The organism is Microbispora sp. ZYX-F-249, assembly GCF_039649665.1.
Taxonomy (GTDB): domain Bacteria; phylum Actinomycetota; class Actinomycetes; order Streptosporangiales; family Streptosporangiaceae; genus Microbispora; species Microbispora maris.
Genome location: NZ_JBDJAW010000008.1, coordinates 221861 through 241807 on the forward strand (window position 1 = coordinate 221861; position 19947 = coordinate 241807).

17 protein-coding genes are annotated in these 19947 nt (G+C 70.3%); all 17 read right to left on the reverse strand.

Translation table 11 applies throughout. The features are described 5' to 3' along the window. Positions 1-289 precede the first annotated feature (289 nt). The gene (locus tag AAH991_RS13145) at positions 290-1018 is read right to left on the reverse strand and encodes a TIGR03936 family radical SAM-associated protein (protein ID WP_346226061.1); all 729 of its coding nucleotides are present in this window, start codon (positions 1016-1018) and stop codon (positions 290-292) included. A gap of 111 nt (positions 1019-1129) precedes the next feature. Then, complete coding sequence (locus AAH991_RS13150; RefSeq protein WP_346226062.1) at positions 1130-2086, reverse strand: hypothetical protein; 957 nt, start codon at positions 2084-2086, stop codon at positions 1130-1132. Then, positions 2070-3173, reverse strand: coding sequence for a DUF3696 domain-containing protein (locus AAH991_RS13155; RefSeq protein WP_346226063.1), 1104 nt, complete (start codon positions 3171-3173; stop codon positions 2070-2072). Before AAH991_RS13155 ends, AAH991_RS13150 begins: the two co-directional genes overlap by 17 nt. Further along, positions 3170-4312, reverse strand: a complete 1143-nt coding sequence (locus tag AAH991_RS13160) for a GmrSD restriction endonuclease domain-containing protein (protein ID WP_346226064.1) — start codon at positions 4310-4312, stop codon at positions 3170-3172. Before AAH991_RS13160 ends, AAH991_RS13155 begins: the two co-directional genes overlap by 4 nt. Positions 4313-4433: 121 nt before the next feature. After that, on the reverse strand, positions 4434-6356 hold the full coding sequence (locus AAH991_RS13165; protein ID WP_346226065.1) for a TIGR03960 family B12-binding radical SAM protein: 1923 nt from the start codon (positions 6354-6356) through the stop codon (positions 4434-4436). Positions 6357-6405: 49 nt separating this feature from the next. After that, complete coding sequence (locus tag AAH991_RS13170; RefSeq protein ID WP_346226066.1) at positions 6406-7287, reverse strand: phosphotransferase family protein; 882 nt, start codon at positions 7285-7287, stop codon at positions 6406-6408. 76 nt (positions 7288-7363) lie between these two features. Continuing rightward, positions 7364-8824 (reverse strand): NsdA family TPR-like regulatory protein, encoded by a 1461-nt coding sequence (locus tag AAH991_RS13175; RefSeq protein ID WP_346226067.1) that lies wholly within the window; start codon positions 8822-8824, stop codon positions 7364-7366. 54 nt (positions 8825-8878) lie between these two features. Next, positions 8879-9127, reverse strand: coding sequence for a hypothetical protein (locus AAH991_RS13180; RefSeq protein ID WP_346226068.1), 249 nt, complete (start codon positions 9125-9127; stop codon positions 8879-8881). 142 nt (positions 9128-9269) lie between these two features. Continuing rightward, positions 9270-10445, reverse strand: coding sequence for a rod shape-determining protein RodA (gene rodA, locus AAH991_RS13185; RefSeq protein ID WP_346226069.1), 1176 nt, complete (start codon positions 10443-10445; stop codon positions 9270-9272). Positions 10446-10457: 12 nt separating this feature from the next. Continuing rightward, complete coding sequence (gene mrdA / locus AAH991_RS13190; protein WP_346226070.1) at positions 10458-12515, reverse strand: penicillin-binding protein 2; 2058 nt, start codon at positions 12513-12515, stop codon at positions 10458-10460. After that, the gene (gene mreD / locus AAH991_RS13195) at positions 12512-13030 is read right to left on the reverse strand and encodes a rod shape-determining protein MreD (RefSeq protein ID WP_346226071.1); all 519 of its coding nucleotides are present in this window, start codon (positions 13028-13030) and stop codon (positions 12512-12514) included. The genes mrdA and mreD overlap by 4 nt, the downstream gene beginning before the upstream one ends. Before the next feature lie 3 nt (positions 13031-13033). After that, on the reverse strand, positions 13034-14221 hold the full coding sequence (gene mreC / locus AAH991_RS13200) for a rod shape-determining protein MreC (protein WP_346226072.1): 1188 nt from the start codon (positions 14219-14221) through the stop codon (positions 13034-13036). Between the two features lie 8 nt (positions 14222-14229). Next, a complete protein-coding gene (locus AAH991_RS13205; RefSeq protein ID WP_169984810.1) occupies positions 14230-15261 on the reverse strand; it encodes a rod shape-determining protein in 1032 nt (343 codons plus the stop codon). A gap of 219 nt (positions 15262-15480) precedes the next feature. After that, the gene (gene ndk, locus AAH991_RS13210) at positions 15481-15891 is read right to left on the reverse strand and encodes a nucleoside-diphosphate kinase (RefSeq protein WP_030505860.1); all 411 of its coding nucleotides are present in this window, start codon (positions 15889-15891) and stop codon (positions 15481-15483) included. A gap of 230 nt (positions 15892-16121) precedes the next feature. Then, a complete protein-coding gene (locus AAH991_RS13215; RefSeq protein ID WP_346226073.1) occupies positions 16122-17645 on the reverse strand; it encodes a hypothetical protein in 1524 nt (507 codons plus the stop codon). An 11-nt stretch (positions 17646-17656) separates the two neighbouring features. Next, positions 17657-18007 carry a DUF4233 domain-containing protein gene (locus AAH991_RS13220; protein ID WP_182907843.1) on the reverse strand — a complete coding sequence of 117 codons (351 nt, stop codon included), beginning with the start codon at positions 18005-18007 and terminating at the stop codon, positions 17657-17659. Further along, positions 18004-19287 carry a bifunctional folylpolyglutamate synthase/dihydrofolate synthase gene (locus AAH991_RS13225; RefSeq protein ID WP_346226080.1) on the reverse strand — a complete coding sequence of 428 codons (1284 nt, stop codon included), beginning with the start codon at positions 19285-19287 and terminating at the stop codon, positions 18004-18006. Before AAH991_RS13225 ends, AAH991_RS13220 begins: the two co-directional genes overlap by 4 nt. Between the last annotated feature and the right edge of the window lie 660 nt (positions 19288-19947).

Here is a 19947-nt window from a genome sequence, read left to right on the forward strand (position 1 = left end):
CGGCGGCGGCACCTCGTCCGGCTCGGGCGGGGGCCCGGCCGGGCGGCTCGCCGACCGGCGCCGCGGCGTCGCGGACACGCCGGACGGACCGGAGGAAACCGCGTCTCCCCCGGCCTGGTCTCGTTCTTCCGTTGTCGTGTCACCGTCAAGGCTCACAGCCCCGTCAGTGGGCTCGTTGTCGAGCATGCGGGCGCTCTCCCGTCAGCCTCCGGGCACGTTGCCGCGCCGCGCGAAGGCTCTCGTCTCTCGCGGTCCGCCGGGCTTCCTGTCGGCGCCTCGGCGGCAAGTCTTATCGGTCTCCGCCTGCCCGGTCGAAGGCGAACGGGTCGGCGGGCTCACCGGTCGCGTCGAGCGGCCCCTGCGCCAGCCTGGTCACCGCTGCGGGTGACGGCGGCGCGAAGCCTGCCACGAGACGCAGACCCATGAGCACGTCATCGGGCCGTACGGCAGGTGTTTCGTGCCGAACAACCATACGAAGTATGACACACGGTTGAACGGTCTCCTGACCTGCCGTAATTCCCGGCCCTTCCACTACGGCGAGCGAACGCACCGCCTGGCGGGCGTCGAATCGCCGCATTCCCTTCTTGGTCAGGCGCTCGACCTCCACCTGGCCTGCCGCCAGGAACTCCTTGACCGCCCGCTCGGCCTCGCCCGGATCGGCCCCGGGGAGCCCCAGCTCCCACATCGAGCCCTCCAGCCGGTCGGCCAGGTTCCCGTCCCGCGCCTCCACCACGTCGAGCACGTCCAGCCCCGGCGGCAGCGAGGCGTCGAGGTCGTCGCGAACCCGCCGCGGGTCACACGGCCGGTTCACCCCGATCTCGAGGTACTCGGCCTCGCTCGCCACTCCGGTGGGGGCGGCGCCGGCGTAGGAGATCTTCGGGTGGGGGCTGAAGCCCGCGCTGTAGGCCACCGGGATGCCTGCTCGCCGCACCGCCCTTTCGACGGCGCGGGAGATGTCGCGGTGGCTGGTGAAGCGCAGGCGGCCCCGCTTGGCGTAGCGCACGCGCAGTCGCTGCACCGTGGGTTCGGGCGCGGGCCCGTCGGGAACGGGTTTCAGAGTTCCGTCGTCCTTCCGGTCTCGGTCGATCGTCTTTCAGGATAGTCGCGCAGCAGGAGTACTAGGACGGCCTCAGGTCTCAAGGTGGTCCACGAAGAGCCCTATAAGGATCTTGTCGTTGAGTGGACCCCCGAAGGCGAAGTGAATGCGACCCGCCGTCGGCCCCAGCTTGGAATGCCACTCACAAAGGTAGATCTGCCCCTGGTAGCTGACCTCGCGCTGCGCCATGGCTTTCCGGTTGCGGTGCGTGTTCGGACTGTCGGGTGAGATGCCGGCCAGCCCCAGCGACCTGAAAGCGGCCGCAATCCGGTCCGGCATGCCACCGGCCTCCCGATGCACGGACAGAAAGTGATCGTTCAAGGCCCCGAGGTGTTCGATCACCTGGTCCCGTAACTCCTGGTAGGTCCCCTTCAACCTACGGAAGGTCAGGTCCGGATGGAACAGCAGATTCGGGAAGGCGGCCTCGACAAGCTCGAAGAACTCACTCTCGGCGACATCTTCGAGCAGATAGACATACCGCCAGAACGGGGCGAGAGCTCGGTGGAACGCGAAGAAGAAGAGGCGCCCCGTCACAATCCTCGCACGGACCTCGGCGAACCCGGAGCGAGGAGAGAGCGGGAACACCAGGCAAGCGACCGCCCGCCTGCGCAGCGACATGGAGAGGGCATAAGCGACTGACATCGCCATCGTTGCAGACGGGTCAGCCCCGATGGCGACCTCATCGCACTCCGCATCAGCAGCGTCCCATTCACGGCACTTGTCCAGCAGACCCCAGAACCTCAGCCGTGTGTCGCGGTTGATCTGCGCGTTCGGGCCTGCCTGGAGATATTCGTGCAGTTCCATACTCTGCGTGCAGGTGGTCGCCTCGAACATCGGGGGCTTCCATGGGGTCCAGCCGCGGCACCGGAGTTCCTCCACCTGGTCGTTGAAATCATCCAACGCGATCTCGACCTCGTCCGGTCGGCGATCACCGAAGTTGAAGCTCGTTTCGTCGATGACGATGCGGGGGATGTCATCGCCTCTTGGCACGTGCCAGCCTCCCCAGGTCTTCCTCCATCTGATCGAAGAACCCCATCGGCCAGTGCGTCAGCTCGCCACGAGGTGTTATCTCGACAGACGCCGGGGCGGGGCCCTGCCCGTCAAAGAAGTGCACCAGCATCTGCTCGACCGGGACCGTGCGGTCCTCCACCGCCGCCAGGCGAATGCCGTTCAGCACGTGATCGCTGTGCGTCTCCACGATCACCTGCGCCCCCGCACCGGCCACACGCGCCAGAAACCGGCCGATGCGCGACTGTCCGGCGGGATGCAGATGCGCCTCGGGATTCTCCACGATCAACAGCGATCCCGGACCGGCGAGCAGGCCGGCGACGATCACGGGCAGGGCGTAGGAAAACCCAAATCCCATGTTGGCGGGACGGATGTCGTCCCTGAGCAGTCCCGGCTGCTGGAACCGGATCACGCTCAGGGAGAGGCCGGGAGGCCATTGGGCGGTGATCCGGATCGGTCGAATGATCTCTTCCGCCCACGCCTCGACCTGTGCCCGCAGAGTGATGACGCCGGGCGGATCGACGGTGCCCGGGTGCCTGAGAGGCTCCCGGATAACGTCGTTGTCATGGACGGCCAGCACCTGTGCGACATACTGTCCCTGCTCGCCCACCCCTACATCCGTCATGTCCTCTGCGGTAACCGCGAGTTGGTCGCGCGGTCCCAGACGTTCGGCCATGAGGTAGGTGAAGGCGCTCCCCCGTCCCGACAGGACTGCGGGATGCGCGGCAGCATCCGGGTCGACGACGCGAAGATTGAGAGAACGATCGTCCGGCACCGCGAGCCGGTAGCGATACGAGTCCGTCGCAGTGTCGATGCCGATATCGATGACGGCCTCGTCCGCGTCGGGATGCAGCACCTCCTCGGCCTCGCCGAGCGCCAGCCCGTGCACACCGTTGAGGGCCACCGTGCCCCGCTGCGGACGTTCAGCCACCTGCCGGGCGAGCAACAGCGCCTGCAGGATCGTGCTTTTGCCGGTTCCGTTCAATCCCGTGAGCACCGTCAGCGGGCGCATCGCGATGGCGAGCTCCGGAAATCGTTTGAAATTCTGTATGCGCAGCCGGGTGATCACGCGGAGGACACCACCTCACTGGCCGTGCCGAAGCGGTAACGGACCTTTCGTACGTCACCGGTCGAGGTCGTGATCGCTTCCAGGTAGAAGCCGTCGTTCGTCATAAGGTCGCGCGCACGACGGACTATGGTCTCTTCCCGGCCGTCGATCGCCTCAGGGTGCGCGGCCAGGGCGGTCGCCCAGCTCTCGAACAACGCCCTGTTGACCGGGTAGCGGCTCGTGGCGTTCCACGGCCACTTACGGAACGCGTTGTCGCCGAACACCTTCCGCGCCATTGTCATGGCCTCAACGAACTCTGCGCGCAACTCGGCCAGCCTCGCGTCGCCGACCTTGCCGGGATCGTCCAGTACGGTGAGCGCCTCGTCCAGGAAGGGATCCATCGCGCCTTCATAGCGATCCACACCGAGCAGCCGGAACGCGCAAAAGCGCAGCACGAGTTCCCTGTCCGCCATGCGGAGGTGATCGACGAAAGAGGATCCGACCGCCTGCGCGAAAGCAGGGTGATGGGCGCAGTCCTTCAGGAACTCACGGCTACGGCGCTTACTCATACAGTGCCGGATCTCCTGCGTGTTCAAGGGAGTCCCGCCGGTGTTGATGCGTTTGAAGATGTCGTACTTGATCTGGGAAGGAGTCTCGGCATCGATGACGTGGACGACGAGCTGCGTCTGGTAGAAACGCCGGCGCCATGCCACGGGCAGGTCGGCGAATGTCTTGCCTTGCTCGTTGCGCAGGTACTCGAGGTCGCTGAGCGCGAACTGGTTCGCACTCTCCCGCGCGAACGCGTGGATGGTGCTCAGACGCTGAAGGCCGTCGACGACCTTCATGCTGCCGTCACGATCAGCGGCGAAGTAGAAGGCGGGGAGGGGGATCTGCAGGAGGATCGACTCGATCAAACGGGAGCGCTGCCCCGGTTTCCACACCTTGTTACGCTGAAAGTCGGGGGCCAGCTCCAGTTCGTCCTCGTCGATCATGTCCAGGACGTTGCGAATTGAGAAGTTCTTCGACGACACCCGGATGTCGACCGGGTTCCAGGGCTGCTCTAGTGCCTCAAGCGGTGCGTCGGCCGCTTCCTGCTCAGCCTCGACGTCCATGGGGCGATCCAGGAAGTACTCTTCCCTGACGCCCGGCCCGTCACTCATAAGCCACCCTCCTGTACGTAGCGTAACGCCATCGATGATCGCGCCTACGGCATACAGGAGATTACGGCAGTGAAAGGCGCGGCTTGCGTCGTCGTTCTGACGACTGCAAGCCGCGCCGTCTCTAGATCACGGTGAGTGGCAGCAGTTTCTTGCCGGTGGGGCCGATCTGGATCTCCGTCCCCATCGTGGGGCAGACGCCGCAGTCGTAGCAGGGCGTCCAGCGGCAGTCCTCGACCTCGACGTTGTTGACCGCGTCCTGCCAGTCCTGCCACAGCCACTCGCGGTCGAGGCCGGCGTCGAGGTGGTCCCAGGGAAGCACCTCGTGCTCGTCCCGCTCGCGCGTCGTGTACCAGTCCACGTCGACCGGCTCGTCGGCGAGGGCACGGTCCGCCGCCGCCATCCACCGCTCGAACGAGAAGTGCTCGCTCCAGCCGTCGAACCGGCCGCCGTCCTCCCAGACGGCGCGGATGACCCGGCCCACCCGGCGGTCGCCCCGCGACAGCAGCCCCTCCACGATCGAGGGCTTGCCGTCGTGGTAGCGGTAGCCGATGGCCCTGCCGTACTCCTTGTCGGAGCGCAGGGCGTCGCGCAGCGCGCGCAGCCGGCGGTCCACCGTCTCGTGGTCGCACTGGGCGGCCCACTGGAACGGCGTGTGCGGCTTGGGCACGAACCCGCCGATGGAGACCGTGCAGCGGATGTCCCGCGAACCGGTCGCGTCACGGCCCGCCTTGATGACCTTCTTGGCCAGGTCGGCGATGCCGAGGACGTCCTCGTCCTCCTCCGTCGGGAGCCCGCACATGAAGTAGAGCTTCACCTGCCGCCATCCGTTGGAGTAGGCGGTGGTGACGGTGCGGATCAGGTCCTCCTCGGTGACCATCTTGTTGATCACCTTGCGCATCCGCTCGGACCCGCCCTCCGGCGCGAACGTGAGCCCGGAACGGCGGCCGTTGCGGGACAGCTCGTTCGCCAGGTCGATGTTGAACGCGTCGACCCGCGTGGACGGCAGGGACAGGCCGACCTGGCTGCCCTCGTAGCGGTCGGCGAGACCCCTGGTGACGTCGGCGATCTCGGAGTGGTCGGCGCTGGACAGCGACAGCAGCCCGACCTCGCTGAAGCCCGACTCCTTGATCCCGGCCTCGACCATGTCGCCGATCGTGGTGATCGACCGCTCCCGGACCGGACGGGTGATCATCCCCGCCTGGCAGAAGCGGCAGCCCCGGGTGCACCCCCGGAAGATCTCGACGCTGAACCGCTCGTGCACGGTCTCGGCGAGCGGGACCAGCGGCTTCTTCGGGTACGGCCACTCGTCGAGGTCCATGACCGTGTGCTTGAAAACGCGCGTCGGCACGCCGTCGCGGTTGGGGACGACGCGCTTGATGCGGCCGTCCGGGTGGTACTCGACGTCATAGAACTTCGGGACGTACACCCCGCCCGTGGAGGCGAGGCGCAGCAGCAGCTCGTCGCGGCCGCCGGGCGACCCCTCGGCCTTCCATTCGCGCAGCACCTCGGAGATCGCGATGGCGATCTGCTCGCCGTCGCCGAGCACGGCGGCGTCGAGGAAGTCGGCGATGGGCTCCGGGTTGAATGCGGCGTGGCCGCCCGCCAGCACGATCGGGTCCTCGTCGGTGCGGTCCACCGCCTCCAGCGGGATCCCCGCGAGGTCGAGCGCGGTGAGGAGGTTCGTGTAGCCGAGCTCGGTGGCGAACGACACCCCGAGGACGTCGAACGCGCGAACCGGCCGGTGGCCGTCCACGGTGAACTGCGGGACGCCCTCGGACCGCATGAGCGCCTCGAGGTCGGGCCACACCGCGTAGGTGCGCTCCGCCAGCGTCTCGGGCAGCTCGTTGAGGATCTCGTAGAGGATCTGCACCCCCTGGTTGGGCAGGCCGACCTCGTAGGCGTCCGGGTACATCAAGGCCCACCGGACGGTCGCCTCGTCCCAGTCCTTGACCGTCGAGTTAAGCTCGCCCCCGACGTACTGGATCGGCTTCTGCACCTTCGGCAGCAGCGGCTCCAGGCGGGGAAACAACGACTCGACAGACATGCCTCCAGGGTATCGGCTCCCGGGAGTGTCCCCTGCGGATCTTCCGGCCTCAGAAGGGGTGCCAGATCCTGTCGTCGCCCGCGCGCAGCGAGGCCAGGCGGTGGCGCAGCTCCCCGTGCGCGCGGTCGTCGCGGTGCCCGATGCGCAGCACGGCCGTCAGCGTCTGGAGCTCCCGGATGTCGCGCAGCACCGGATAGCCCGGCCAGTCCCTGACGTCGCATCCGTACTCGCGGGCGAAGCCGTCCCGCTGGGCGTCGGACAGGCCGAACCGGGCACCCTGCATGGTGGGCACCAGGTCGACCTCGCGCGGCCCGGCGCTGGCCGAGTCCCAGTCGCACAGCAGGATCCGGTCCGCGGTGCGGATCAGGTTGCCCCGGTGCGCGTCGCCGTGGACCAGCCCGTACGGCAGGGCGAACTCGACCCGCTCGTAGTACGCCTCCTCCAGCGCCGCGCACCGGTCCAGCAGCCACTCCCGCTCCACGCCGTCCAGCACGAGGCTCGCCCGTACGGCCCGCCGTACGCGGCCGAAGGGATCGTAGGTCGGCAGCGCGAACGGGACCGGCGGCAGGGAGTGCAGCCACCGCAGCAGCAGGCCGAGCGGGACCGGGTCGCCGTCGTCCGCGCCGTCCTCGTAGTGCCAGAAGGTCGCCAGGCAGCCCTCGACGGCCAGCGGCTGGCGCACGTCGAGCGGCAGCGTGACGGGGAAGCCCTGCTCGTGCAGCCAGCGCGTGACCTTGAGCGAGGTGGCCAGCCTGTCGTACTTGCCGGGAGTGCCGGCCTCCGCCAGGCGGACGACGACCCCCTCGCCCGGCAGGTGGTAGACCACGTTGGCGAAACTGCGCAGCAACCGTGCGCCGTCGGCGCTGAGCCCGGCCCGGCGGCACGCCTCCGCGAGCGCGGGCGGGGTGCCGGCGACGGTGGAGACGCTCATGCCACCTCCTCGCCTGGCGGCTCGGACTCGCATGCGCGAACTACGCCGTGTCTATTGATTCGCTCGCTCCGCTCGCTCATCGCGGATCCCCCTCGCCGCCCGGTGCCCCGGACGGTGTCCCGGACGCGGCCTCGGGCAGCGCCCGGGCGGCCGACTGGGGCAGGCCGGTCGCGCAGAACGCCTCCAGCCGCTCCGCCAGCTCGCCCCGCACCATCGGCCTGGTGACCTGGAGCGTCTCGGCCAGGCTGTCGATCCTGCGCTCCGGCGGCAGGGCCAGCAGCGGCGTCAGGGCCTGCTCGGCCCCGCCGGGGTCGTCCTCCATCAGGTGGGCGACGGCCAGGTGCGCCCCGGCCATCGCCTCGCAGCCGTACGACCGGTTCTGGCGGTCCTCCCGCGCGTACAGGCCGAGCGCGGCGCGGGCCTGCTCGATCGCCCGGCCCGCCTGTCCGAGGTGCAGGTGCGTGACCGCCGTGTAGTAGGCGTGCTTGGCGGGCCGGAAGGCGAACTCCCCGGCGAACCCGTCGTGCAGCTCGTCCCCGGTGCCCGCCTCGCGGGCGTCCGCCGCCTTGAGCAGGTCGTCCTCCGCTTCGCGGGTCCGGCCGAGCATCGCACCCGCCCGCGCCCGCAGCATGTGCAGCCGCGCGCCGCCCTGGCCCCGGTGCAGATGGGTGAGACCGTCCGCGGCGTAGCCCGCCGCGTCCTCGTACCGCCGGTCCCACAGCGCGACCGACGCCTGCATGCCGCGGGCCCAGCCCATGAGGGCCCGGTGCCCGGCGATCCTGCCGTACGTCCACGCCGCGCGGGCGAGGTCGTCGGCGGGCACCCGGCGGCCCATGTCCATGCTCGCGTTGGCCATCAGCCCGCACAGCGTCCCGGCCAGGAAGAACAGCTCGCCGGCCTGGGCCGGGTGGACGCGCCGCTCCAGCGCCCGGCGGGTCTGCTCCTGCAGCGCCCGCATCTCCACGAACAGCGGCAGGGGCGCCTCCCAGACGTACCGGCGGGACAGCCAGATCACCTGCGTGCGCAGCCGTTCCAGTGCGCTGTCGCCGATCTCGCTCGTCTCCACCCGCTCGGCGTGCTCGCTCGCCTCGCGGGCGGCGGCGCTGATCAGGTCGGGCGCGGTACGCCGCCGCCAGGTCTCGGGGCCGCGCATCTCCGGCGGCGTGTAGTCCCTGGCGAACCCGAGCTGCACCGGGCCCGTCTCGAACAGCCGGCACAGCAGGTCGGTGTAGTCGCGGTCGGGCCGCGCCCCGGCCTCCCACTCCCGCCAGGACCGCTCGGTCAGTCCCCTGCGCTTGATCTGCTCGCGGTCGCACATCGCGTGGAAGCGCTCGATCGCCTCCTCCACCGTCCACCCGTACGCCAGGCGCAGGCACTTGAAGCGGGTCAGCCGCGGGCAGCACAGGTGGATCTCGTCGGCGATCTGGTGGAGGACCGCGGTCGTCGGCGGCTCCCCGAGGGCGGCGAGGGTGCGCTCGCGGATGCCGCCGGCGATCTGGATGGCGGACCGGTCCCCGCCGCGTGAGGGTGTCGTCATCGGCTCTCCCAGTGGTGACACCCGCACGCTAACGCCGTACGTGTCACGAACCGGTCACCTCGCGCACTGCGAGTCCCTCTCCACCGGGCGGACAGGAGTGATGGTGCCGCCGCCGCGCAGCTGGGCCGTGAAGAGCTGGCCGCACAGGCTCGCCGGCGTCTCGGCGAACCACACCGTCGGCGGGTCGCCCGCGGCCGCGGCGGCCCACCTCCCGCCGCCGTACACGATCCGGTAGTCGGGGAAGGCCGTGCGCAGCAGGTCAAGGGCGCGCTGGCGTTCCCGCGCCTCGTCGTCCGGAGTCACAGTTCCTCCGTAAGGGTTCGTTCAGCCCCCGAACCTGTTCCGTTCTCATGATGTTCGCCGCGCCGTGCGGGCACCAGTGAGAGCCGGGAACCGGCACCCTGCGGACGGCTCTCATGCGGCGACGCGGGGACCGCGGCACACGTCAGACCGGTCGCGATCTCAGATGGATCGCCTGCAGGATGGCGATCGCCGTCATGTTCGCGAACGTCGCGGTGCCGCCGTAGGAGACGAACGGCAGCGGCACGCCGGTGATCGGCATGATGCCGATCGTCATGCCGACGTTGACGAGCGTCTGGAAGGCCAGCCACGCGACGATGCCGCCCGAGACGAGCGCGCTGAACCGGTCGCCGCACATCCGGGCGATCCGCGCGCCGCGCAGCAGCACCACGCCGAGCAGGGCGACCACGGTGACCGACCCGACGAAGCCGAGCTCCTCGCCCGCGACGGTGAAGATGAAGTCGGTGTGCTGCTCGGGCACGAACCGGCCCGTGGTCTGGCCGCCGTGGAACAGGCCCTTGCCGAACACCTCGCCCGACCCGATCGCCACCAGCGCCTGCGTGCTGTTGTAGCCCACGCCGCGCGGGTCGCTGGACGGGTCGATGAGCGCGGTGAACCGGGCCACCTGGTACGGCTTGAGCAGCCCCAGCGACCACACCGCCACCGCCGCGAGGCCCGTGAGCAGCACCCCGGCCACGACCCAGCGCTTGCGTATCCCGGAGAAGACGATGATCGCGCCGGTCGTCGCCATCAGCACCATGGTGGTGCCGAGGTCGGGCTGCAGCATGACCAGCGCCGCCGCGGCGCCCGCCGCCGCGAGGGACAGCGCGAGACCGGCGGCCCTCGGCCGGTCCTTGGTCTTCTTGCCTTTCTCCGACGTCGGGGCCAGCAGCCGCGCCAGTATCACCACCAGCGCCGGCTTCATCAGCTCGGCCGGCTGCAGGGCGAAGCCCCCGCCCAGCAGGATCCACGAGTGGTGGCCGTTGATCGTCGATCCCATCGGGCTGATGACCAGGATCAGCCCGATGACGGCGATGCCGTACAGGACCGGCGCGTACGTGCGCAGCCAGCGGTAGTCGGTCACCGCGATCGCGCTGTAGAGCGCCAGACCGATGAGCAGGTTGAGCACGTGCTTCTTGGCCATGCCCGTCGGCTCGATCGACGACCAGGTGCGGGTGGCCGACCACACCAGCAGCGTGCCGACCGCGCTGAGCGCGACCACCGCCCCGAACAGCAGCCAGTCCATCCGCCAGACGACCGATCCCCGCCCGACGACCCGGCTCGCGAACGACCTCCGCCGTATTCCGATGGCCTCAGTCATGGCAGGCCCGCCTCACTGCGTGTTGTCGCGGCTGATGGCCGGCAGCCGCGTCACCGGTTTGCCGTCCGGAAGCGCCGGCTTGACCGGCTTGCCGTTGTCCCCCTTGCTCAGGCCGAAGATGCCCTCCCAGATGCGCCGCACGGCGGGCGCGGCGGTCGAGGCGCCGAAGCCGCCCTGCGCGACCATGACCACGGTGACGAGCCGCGGATTGTCCGCGGGCGCGAAGGACGCGAACCACGACGTGTCCTCCTTGCCGTAGACCTCGGCCGTACCGGTCTTGCCGCCGATCTTGACGATGTTGAACGGGAAGCCGCGGAACGCGCCCGCCGCCGTGCCGTCCGAGGGCACCTCGCTGAGCGCCTTGCGGATGTACTCGCGCGTCTCGTCGTTGACCGGCAGGTGTCCCTCGACCGGGACCGGGATCTCCTGCTTCAGCGTGCCGTCCGGACGCATCAGCGCCCAGCCGATCCGCGGGCTGCGCACGTTGCCGTCGCCGAGCAGCGCGGCGTACGCCCGGGCGAGCTGGAGGGGGGTGACGAGCACGTCGCCCTGGCCGATCGAAAGGTTGACCGCCTCGTACGCGTGGAAGATCGCGCCCTCCACGCAGTTCTCGTGGGCCAGCCGCTTGGCGAACGAGGCCCGGCTCTGGTCCTTCATCTCCGGATAGCCGGTCTTGGCCCGCCTGCACATCTCGTCCTTGGTGGAGTTCCACAGGTCGCGCTTCCACCCTCGGGTGGGGATGCGCCCCGCGGACTCGCCCGGCAGGTCGATGCCCGTACGGCGGCCGAAGCCGTAGGCCTTGGCCATGTTCGGCATCGGCTCCTTGACCTTGGACTTGGGCGTCTTGCCGCCGTCGCGCAGCCACTCTTCGTACCCGGCCCGGTAGAACACGGTGTCGCACGACTTGACCAGCGCCTCGTGCAGCGAGATCGCGCCGAGACTCATGCCACCCGCGTTCGGGTACGACCGGCCCTCGACGGTGTAGGCGCCCGGGCACTGGTAGGTGCCGTGCAGCGGCTGACCGTCCGCGACCATCGCCGATGCCGAGCTGATCTTGAAAGTCGAGCCCGGGGCGTACTCGCCGGCGATCGCCCGCGACACCAGCGGCTTGCCCGACTTGTCCGACAACAGCCGCCGGTAGTCCTTCTCCGCGATGCCGCCCGTCCAGACCTTGGGGTCGTACGTCGGCCGGCTGGCCATCGCGATCACGCGGCCGGTCTTCACGTCGAGCACCACACCGGCGGCGCCGTCGGAGTTCGGCACCTCCTGCATGGCCTGGTCGAGCGACTTCTCGACGACACGCTGCACGTTGGCGTCGATGCTGGTCACCAGGATGTCGCCGGGGACCGGGTCGGACTGCTGGTTGACCGTGATGACCTTGCCCATCCGGTCGACCTGGACGTTGCGCAGGCCGGGCGCGCCGCGCAGGGCCGAGTCGTAGGTCCGCTCCAGCCCGTCGCGGCCGGTGAGGTCGACACCCGAGTAGTTGGCCTTGAGACCCTCCCGCTTCTCCAGCTCGCTCTGCGTGACCGGCTGCAGGTAGCCGAGGAGCTGGGCGGCGTCCTTGCCGTTCGGATAGTCGCGGATCGCCTGGATGTCGGCCGTGACACCCGGGAAGTCCTCCTGGCGTTCCAGGATCTGCAGCGCCGCGCGCGGGTTGACGTTGTTGGCCACCGGAATCGGCGTGTACGGCGAGCCGGGCCAGCACGGACGGCTGACGCCGGGCCCGCATGCCCGGATCTCCTGCTTCAGCTTCGACAGCGGCACCTTCAGCACGGCGGACAGGCGACGGAGCACGCCATCGCCGCCGTCCGGCATCCGCTCCAGCCGGCCGCGGTCCACGGATACCACCAGCGTCGTGCGGTTACGCACGAGCGGGCGGCCGGCGGAGTCGAGGATCGCCCCCCGCAGGGCGGGGACCCGCACCTCGCGGGTGCGCGTCTCCGTCGCGACCGTGACGAACCGCGACCCCTGCACCACCTGGACCTGCCACAGCCGGACGACGAGCACCACGATCATGGCGATGACCAGCACCTGCAGGACGAGCAGGCGCCCCCGCAAACGTGTCATGCCGTCCCCCGTCTCCAGCTCGGCACGAGCTCGCCACCGCCCGCGCGCCTCCGGTGGCCGCCGTGCATGACCTTGACCGCCCGGAGCACCAGTGGAGCGGCCACGAGATTGCAGATCGCGGCCCGGGGCCAGGCCGTGGCCAGCACCGGCCACGTGATCCCCGGGGCGCCGAGCAGCGCGCCCAGACCGGCCACCATGCCGGGCGCGATCACGGCGCACGCCGCCACCGCGGGCAGCGGCAGGCGCTCTCCCACACGGCCGGCCGCGTAGCCCAGGAAGCACAGGACCAGCGCGTACTGGCCCAGGGTGTGGTTGGAGGGTGGCAGCAGGTCGTAGGCGAGCCCTCCGCAGAAGCCGATCACCGCACCGGGCACGGGCCCGCGCCTGGTGGCGAGTGCGGCGACCGTCAGGAGCACCAGGTCCGGCGCCCACGAGAACAGCAGCCGGTTCACCACGCTGACCTGCAGCACCAAAGCGACGAAGAGCAACAGCGCGGCGATGAGGTTGCGGGCCATCGTTCAGTTCCTCCCGCCGCGGCCGTCGTCCGCCACGGCGCCGTCGTGCTCCCGGGGCACGTGCCGGGGCGCCGTGGCGGCGGGGCCCGTCTCCCGCCCCGCGCGCGGCTCCTGTACGGCCGGCTCCCGCACCTCCCCGTCCACGGCCTGCGTACCGTGCCGGGCGCGCCGGTCCTGTGCCGCCCCGGGCCGGGCCTCGCCCGTGCCGCGGCCCCGGTCGCCGAGCCCCCACTCGGCCTCCAGTGACGCGCGCCCCTGCCCGCGGCCGTCGTCGCCGCGCCGCTGCCGGTCCTCGCGCGCCGGCTTCGGCGGCTGCGGCTTCGGCGGCAGCACCGCGTCACGCGGATCGCGCTTCGGCGCCGCGACCACCACGCCGACGACGTCCAGTGAGGAGAAGTCGGTGAAGGGCCGCGCGTAGGCCGTCCTGGTGACCTCACCCGGCGTGTTGTCCACCCGCTCGACCACGCCGATCGGCACCCCCGGCACGTACGGCCTGCTCTGCTGCGAACCGAACGAGACGATCCGGCGGCCCACCCCGATCGGCACGGTGGAGTCGAGCAGGCGGAACCTGACGAGGTTGCCGCCTCCGCCCGCCTCGCCGAGGCCGCTCACGACGCCGAGCTCGTTGCCGCCTTCCAGGCGCGCCCCCGCCGAAAGGGCCGGGTCGGTCAGCAGGGCCACGGTCGAGCTGACCGGGCCCGCATGCACGATGCGGCCGACCAGCCCCACGTCGCTCAGCACCGTCATGTCGGGCCGGATCCCGTCGCCGGTGCCGGCGTCGATCTCGACCGTGTCCTCGAAACCCGCCACCGTACGCCGCGCGACGACCTGAGCCCCGACGACGCGGTAGCGGCCGAGCCCCGCCAGCCCGAGCATGCGGTCCAGCTTCTCGGCCCGCGCCCGGTCGAGCCGCTGCGCCGACACCTCGTCCCGCAGCCGCGCGTTCTCCTTGCGGAGGTCGGTGATGACGCGCCTGGCCGAGGGCGCGTCGCGCAGCATGCCGACGAACCCGGTGATCGGGCGGGTCACGGCGGCGCCGACGCGTTCGGCCTTCCCGAACACGGTGCCCACGAAGCCGCGCACCGGGCCGAGGACGTGGTCGTTCCCGGCCCGGTGATCCACGGTGATGAGGATCAGCGCCACGGCGAGGAGGAGTCCGAGAATCAGACGGGCGCGGCGGGTGTCTCTCATGACGCTCCTTAGTTGCGGGGCTCCGGCACGAGCACCTGCTGGAGGGCTTCAAAGTCCTCCACGCACCGCCCGGAGCCGAGCGCGACCGAGTCGAGCGCGTTCTCGGCCAGATGGACCGGCATGCCGGTCTCCTCGCGCAACCGGTCGACCATGCCGCGCAGCAGGGCGCCACCCCCGGTCACGGCGATGCCCCGGTCCATGAGGTCGCCGGAGAGCTCCGGCGGGCACTTGTCCAGCGTCGACTTCACCGCGTCCACGACCGCGTTGACCGGCTCGGCGATCGACCGGCGGATCTCCTCGGCGCTGATGACGACCGTCTTCGGCAGGCCGCTGACCAGGTCGCGGCCGCGCACCTCGGCGTGGAAGTCCTCCCCCGTGACGCACGCGGACCCCACGGCGATCTTGACCTCCTCCGCCGTGCGCTCCCCGAGCATCAGGGAGTACTCCTTCTTCGCGAAGGCGATGACCGCCTGGTCGAGTTCGTCCCCCCCGACGCGGATCGACTGGCTGGTCACGATGCCACCCATCGAGATGATGGCCACCTCGGTGGTGCCGCCGCCGATGTCGACGACCATGTTCCCGGTCGGCTCGTGGACCGGCAGGCCGGCGCCGATCGCGGCCGCCATCGGCTCCTCGATGATGTACACGCGGCGGGCCCCTGCCTGATAGCCCGCTTCCTTCACCGCGCGTTGCTCAACCGCGGTGATGCCACTCGGCACGGCCACGATGATGCGCGGACGCACGAAGTGACGGCGTTTGTGGATCTTCTGGATGAAGTACCGCAGCATCCGCTCGGTCACATCGAAATCCGCGATGACACCGTCCCTCAGGGGACGGATCGCGACGATGTTTCCGGGCGTCCGCCCGATCATCCGCTTCGCTTCTATTCCAACTGCCACGATCTTTCCAGTCGTGACGTTGATGGCGACGACGGACGGCTCGTTCAGGACGATGCCGCGTCCTCGGACGTAGACGAGAGTGTTCGCCGTGCCAAGGTCGACAGCCATGTCACGGCCCAGGAATGTCAGCTTGCTGCCCATGCGGAAGGAAGCCTTCCTTCAGGTGGTTAGCGGTTACCGGGTTCAGCGGGTGTGCGGGATGACGCATCGCATTCGAATCGTAACGGCACGTGCTCATCACTGGGCACATCGCGCTCTCAAGCCCCCGGAAAAACCGGCGTCCCCCCGCCTAAGCTCGGTCACCACCTGGAAAAACACGAGAGGCCCCGGTTTAAACCGGGGCCTCTCGTGGGGCAAGGGCTAGAAACGGTCCGGAAAGAAAATCTTGATTTCCCGGGCGGCGGACTCCGGCGAATCGGAGCCGTGGACGACGTTCTCGCCGATCTCCAGGGCGTGGTCGCCGCGGATGGTGCCGGGCGCGGACTTCACCGGGTCGGTCAGGCCGGCCAGGGCGCGGAACGCCTCGACGGCCCGGGGGCCCTCGAGCACCATCGCGACCAGCGGGCCGCCGGTGATGAACTCCACCAGCTCGCCGAAGAACGGGCGCTCGGAGTGCTCGGCGTAGTGGGCCTTGGCCGTCTCGGCGTCGAGCGTGCGCAGGTCCATCGCCACGATCTTGAGGCCCTTGCGCTCGATGCGGCCGATGACGTCCCCGATGAGACCGCGACGGACCCCGTCGGGCTTGATCAGGACAAGCGTGCGCTCGGACACGGTCTGTTCTCCTAAGGTCGTTGCTGAGGCTCACGTGGCGTCGTGCTCGCCGTATGGTGACCCGTCCAGGTCGCGGGCGCACCCGTCAAGCATCTGGAACTCCAACTGGGGAGTTCTGTACGCAACGGCAGCTTACCGGTCCGCGAACGCCGCTCCGATCGGGCGAGGCCGGGTGTCGACGGCGCGGCGGGTCAACCGGCGAGGTCGACCGGCGAGCTCGGCCGGCGTCGTCAGCGGGCGGGCCCCGCGTCCCCGGGGGCGCCGTCGTCCTCCTCCGGGGACGGCGTCGGCGCGGGGATCACCACCTGGCCGTCTCCCGGCGCGGCGGCGGCCCTCCGGGTCAGGACGGCGGAGAGCACGATCACTCCGACCACGACGAAACCGCCGATCTGCGCCCACATGTGCAGCGCGCCGATGAACCCCTCGACCAGGGCGTTCCCGTTGCCTCGCGCGGTCTCGGCCGCCTCACGCAGCCGGTTCACCTGGATGCCGGTGCCCAGCAGGAAGCCCGCGAGCACGGCCGGGAAACACAGCGACAGGCCCAGCATCGCCGAGCCCAGACCCGCCGTGCGGAACGCGCCGACCAACGCGACCGCCGACCCCCCGGCCAGCAGCACGAACGGCACCACCAGCGGCGTGCCGGACGGCGCCGGGACCAGCAGCCAGGTCGCGCACAGTCCCGCGACGACGGCCGCGAGACCGAGGGCCGTCATCCGCTCCGTGAACGCGTCCGGCACCCGGCCTGCGAGGACGGCGGCCACGAGCGCGGTCAGCGCGGCCACCAGGAACGGCACCCACAGGCCCTTGAGGCCGGGACCGCCCAGTGGGCCGCCGAGCTCGATGTAGGTCATCTGCGCGGCCGTCGGCAGCACCACCAGCCCGACCGCGACGTTGACGAAGGCGAGCGTACGGCCGCCCTGCCCCTCGAACGTGCCGAGCGCCGCGAGGCCCAGCATCGCCACGACGGCCAGCGCCGCGGCGATGACGACCAGGCGCGGCGGCCAGTCGAAGGTGATCCCCACGCCCAGCACCGCGATGGCCGCCGCCGGCACGATCGCGAGCGCGAGCCGCCCGCGCTCGGCCGACGTCGGCCGGCTCGCGGGCAGGATCTCCCCCTCGGTCCGGGTCCCGCCGTCACCGGAGATCATCCAGAGCACCAGGTACGCCGCGGCGAGGGCCAGCGCCACTCCGGTGAGCAGCGGGTACGGCTGGAGGGTGACCTGCCACGAGGTCACGTCGCGGATCGCCCACAGGGCGAGCGCCTGGGCCGTCAGCAACGAGGCGGCGAGCGCGCCCGCCCAGATCGGCAGCAGCACCCGGCGCCGGGAACGCTCGGCGGCCGCGACCAGCGTGGCCGGCACGAGCATGCCCGCGCCGACCCCGTGCAGCACGCGCAGCACGCCGACCAGCGCGACGGTGCCGGTGTACCCCCCGGCGACGTCGGCGAGCGCGAGCAGGGTGAGCCCCGCGACGAGGATCGGCGCCGCGCGGAACCTGCGTACCGCGACCGCGGCGAGCGGCACGGTCACCAGCATGGCGGGCAGCGCCAGCCCGTGCGCGCGGATCATGTCGACCTGCGACACGCCCGGCGGCAGCAGCGCCGCCACGACGGAGATCGTGTTCGGAATGGCGACGAGCGCCAGAGGGAGGGCCACCAGGGTGAGCAGCCCGATGACGACGTCGACCAGCAGAGGGACGCGCACGGCACGGACCGGCGCGGCGGTCCGAGCCTGCGGTACGGGAGGGACGGCCATGGTTGCCGACTTTAGCGCTTCGTCGTCCCTTCGACACGGCGAGCGACGAAGATGGCAGTTATCCACAGGGCAGCGAAGATCACCCCGAGGAAGAACATGACCGGGACGAGGAATCCTGTGGCGATCGTCAGGACTTCGAGCACAGTGCCCGCGATATAGGCGGATGGGCGTTTCAGCATGCCGACGACCACCACGCACAGGACGGCGAGCCCGAGCCCGACGGTCAGCGCGAGCGGTGCGGAGACGTGATTGATGGTGATCGCGACCGGGCTGATGAGCGCCACGACGATCGCCTGCATCCCGAGGACGCTCGCGCAGAGCCGGCGCATGCCCGGGGTGACCTCGAACACGCCGCTGCTCATTTCGCCACCTTGAGGAGGATGCGCGCGTCTCCCGCGGTCACGACCGAACCGGTGATGAGGACGCCGGAGCCGAACTCGTCGCCCTGATCCGCCAGTGCGACGCCCGTGTCGATGGCGTCGTCGAGCCGGTCCTCCACGTGGACGCGATCCGGGCCGAAGACCGCCTCCGCGCGGGCCGCCAGGTCGTCCGGGCTCAGCGACCGCGAGGAGGAGTTGCGGGTGACCACGATCTCCTCTGCAACCGGTTCGAGCAGGTCCAGGATCGTGTCCACATCCTTGTCCGCCATCACGGCCACCACCGCGACGAGCCGGGTGAACCCGAACGCCTCGGTCATGGCCTCGACCGTCGCCTCCATGCCCGCGGGATTGTGCGCCGCGTCGACCAGGACGGTCGGGCCACGCCGCACGACCTCCAGCCGCCCAGGGCTCTTCACCTGGGCGAACGCCTGCCGTACGACCTCCTCACCGAGCGGGTCGTCACCGGCCGTCAACGCCTCCACGGCAGCCAGGGCGCCGGCCGCGTTGCCCGCCTGGTGTCCGCCGTACAGCGGCAGGAACACCTCCTCGTACACACCCTTCAGGCCCTTGAGCTGGAGCATCTGGCCGCCCATGGCCAGCTCGCGATGCAGCACGCCGAACTCCAGCCCCTCGCGGGCCACCACCGCGCCGGCCTCCGCCGCGCGCCTCATCAGCACCTCGGCGGCGGGCAACGGCTGCTGCGCCAGCACGGCCGTCGCCTTGGGCTTGATGATGCCGGCCTTCTCACCGGCGATGGTCGCGACGTCCGGTCCCAGGTAGTCGGTGTGATCGAGCGAGATCGGCGTGACGACCGCGACAGTCCCGTCCGCGACATTCGTCGCGTCCCAGGTGCCGCCCATCCCGGTCTCGATCACCGCGACGTCCACCGGAGCGTCCGCGAACGCCGCGTACGCCATCCCCGTCAGCACCTCGAAGAAACTCAGCCTGCCCACCTTGGCGTCGATCATCTCCAGGTAGGGGGCGATGTCCGCGTACACCTCGGCGAACCGCTCCTCCGACAGGGGCTCGCCGTCGATCACGATCCGCTCACGCATCGACTGCAGATGAGGGCTCGTATAACGGCCAACCCGCAGGTTACGCTCGCGCAGGAGAGCCTCGACCATCCGCGCGGTGCTCGTCTTCCCGTTGGTGCCCGCGATGTGAACGACCTTGTACGAGTTCTGGGGATCGCCGAGGATCTCCATCAGCGCGTTGATCCGGTCAAGAGTGGGGCTGAAATCCCACTCCACTCCCCGTGCCATGATCGCTTGCTCGACGGCTCGATATTCCACGACCCTCAGCGTACGGGAACCCACACCCGCCCTTTCACAAGGCAGTAGGCCGCACGAGGGGCGTGAGACGCGGGTCGAGGAGAGCGTGAGGGATGCAGGGCCGCTGATCCGCGGGACCGCGATCGGGCGGGGGGCTGGGGGTGTGCGTGGGGGCACGAGGGGGGCTGGGACTCGGGAGTTGGGGCGTGGGGAACTCGGGGGGGTGTGGGTGGGGGTTGGTCACTGCGCCGGCCGGAAGGTCCGGTCCTCGCGAAGCCCGCTCCGCTGGGCCTTCGCTGCGGTCCTCCCTCCCGCCCGCTCCGCTCCCCTCACGCTGGCGCCCAGCATCCCGGGCCTCGGGCCGGCCCCTCGGCCGGGCCCACCACGCCGGCCCTACCGCCCTTACCGGCCCTAGTGGCCCTAGTGGCTCTAGTGGCTTTACTGGCCCTGGACGTCGCCGGACGTCGTCTGCCCCCGGAAATGCGAAAGCCCCGGCCGTCATCGGCCGGGGCTGAAAACCCACACCCACACACTCAGACCCACACCCACCCAGACCCACGCCCCACACCCCCTGCCGGGGAACCCCGCGAAGGGGAACAGGGGAACAGGGAGGAGGGGGTGCGGATATGCGGAAGGGCCACCCCACCGGGA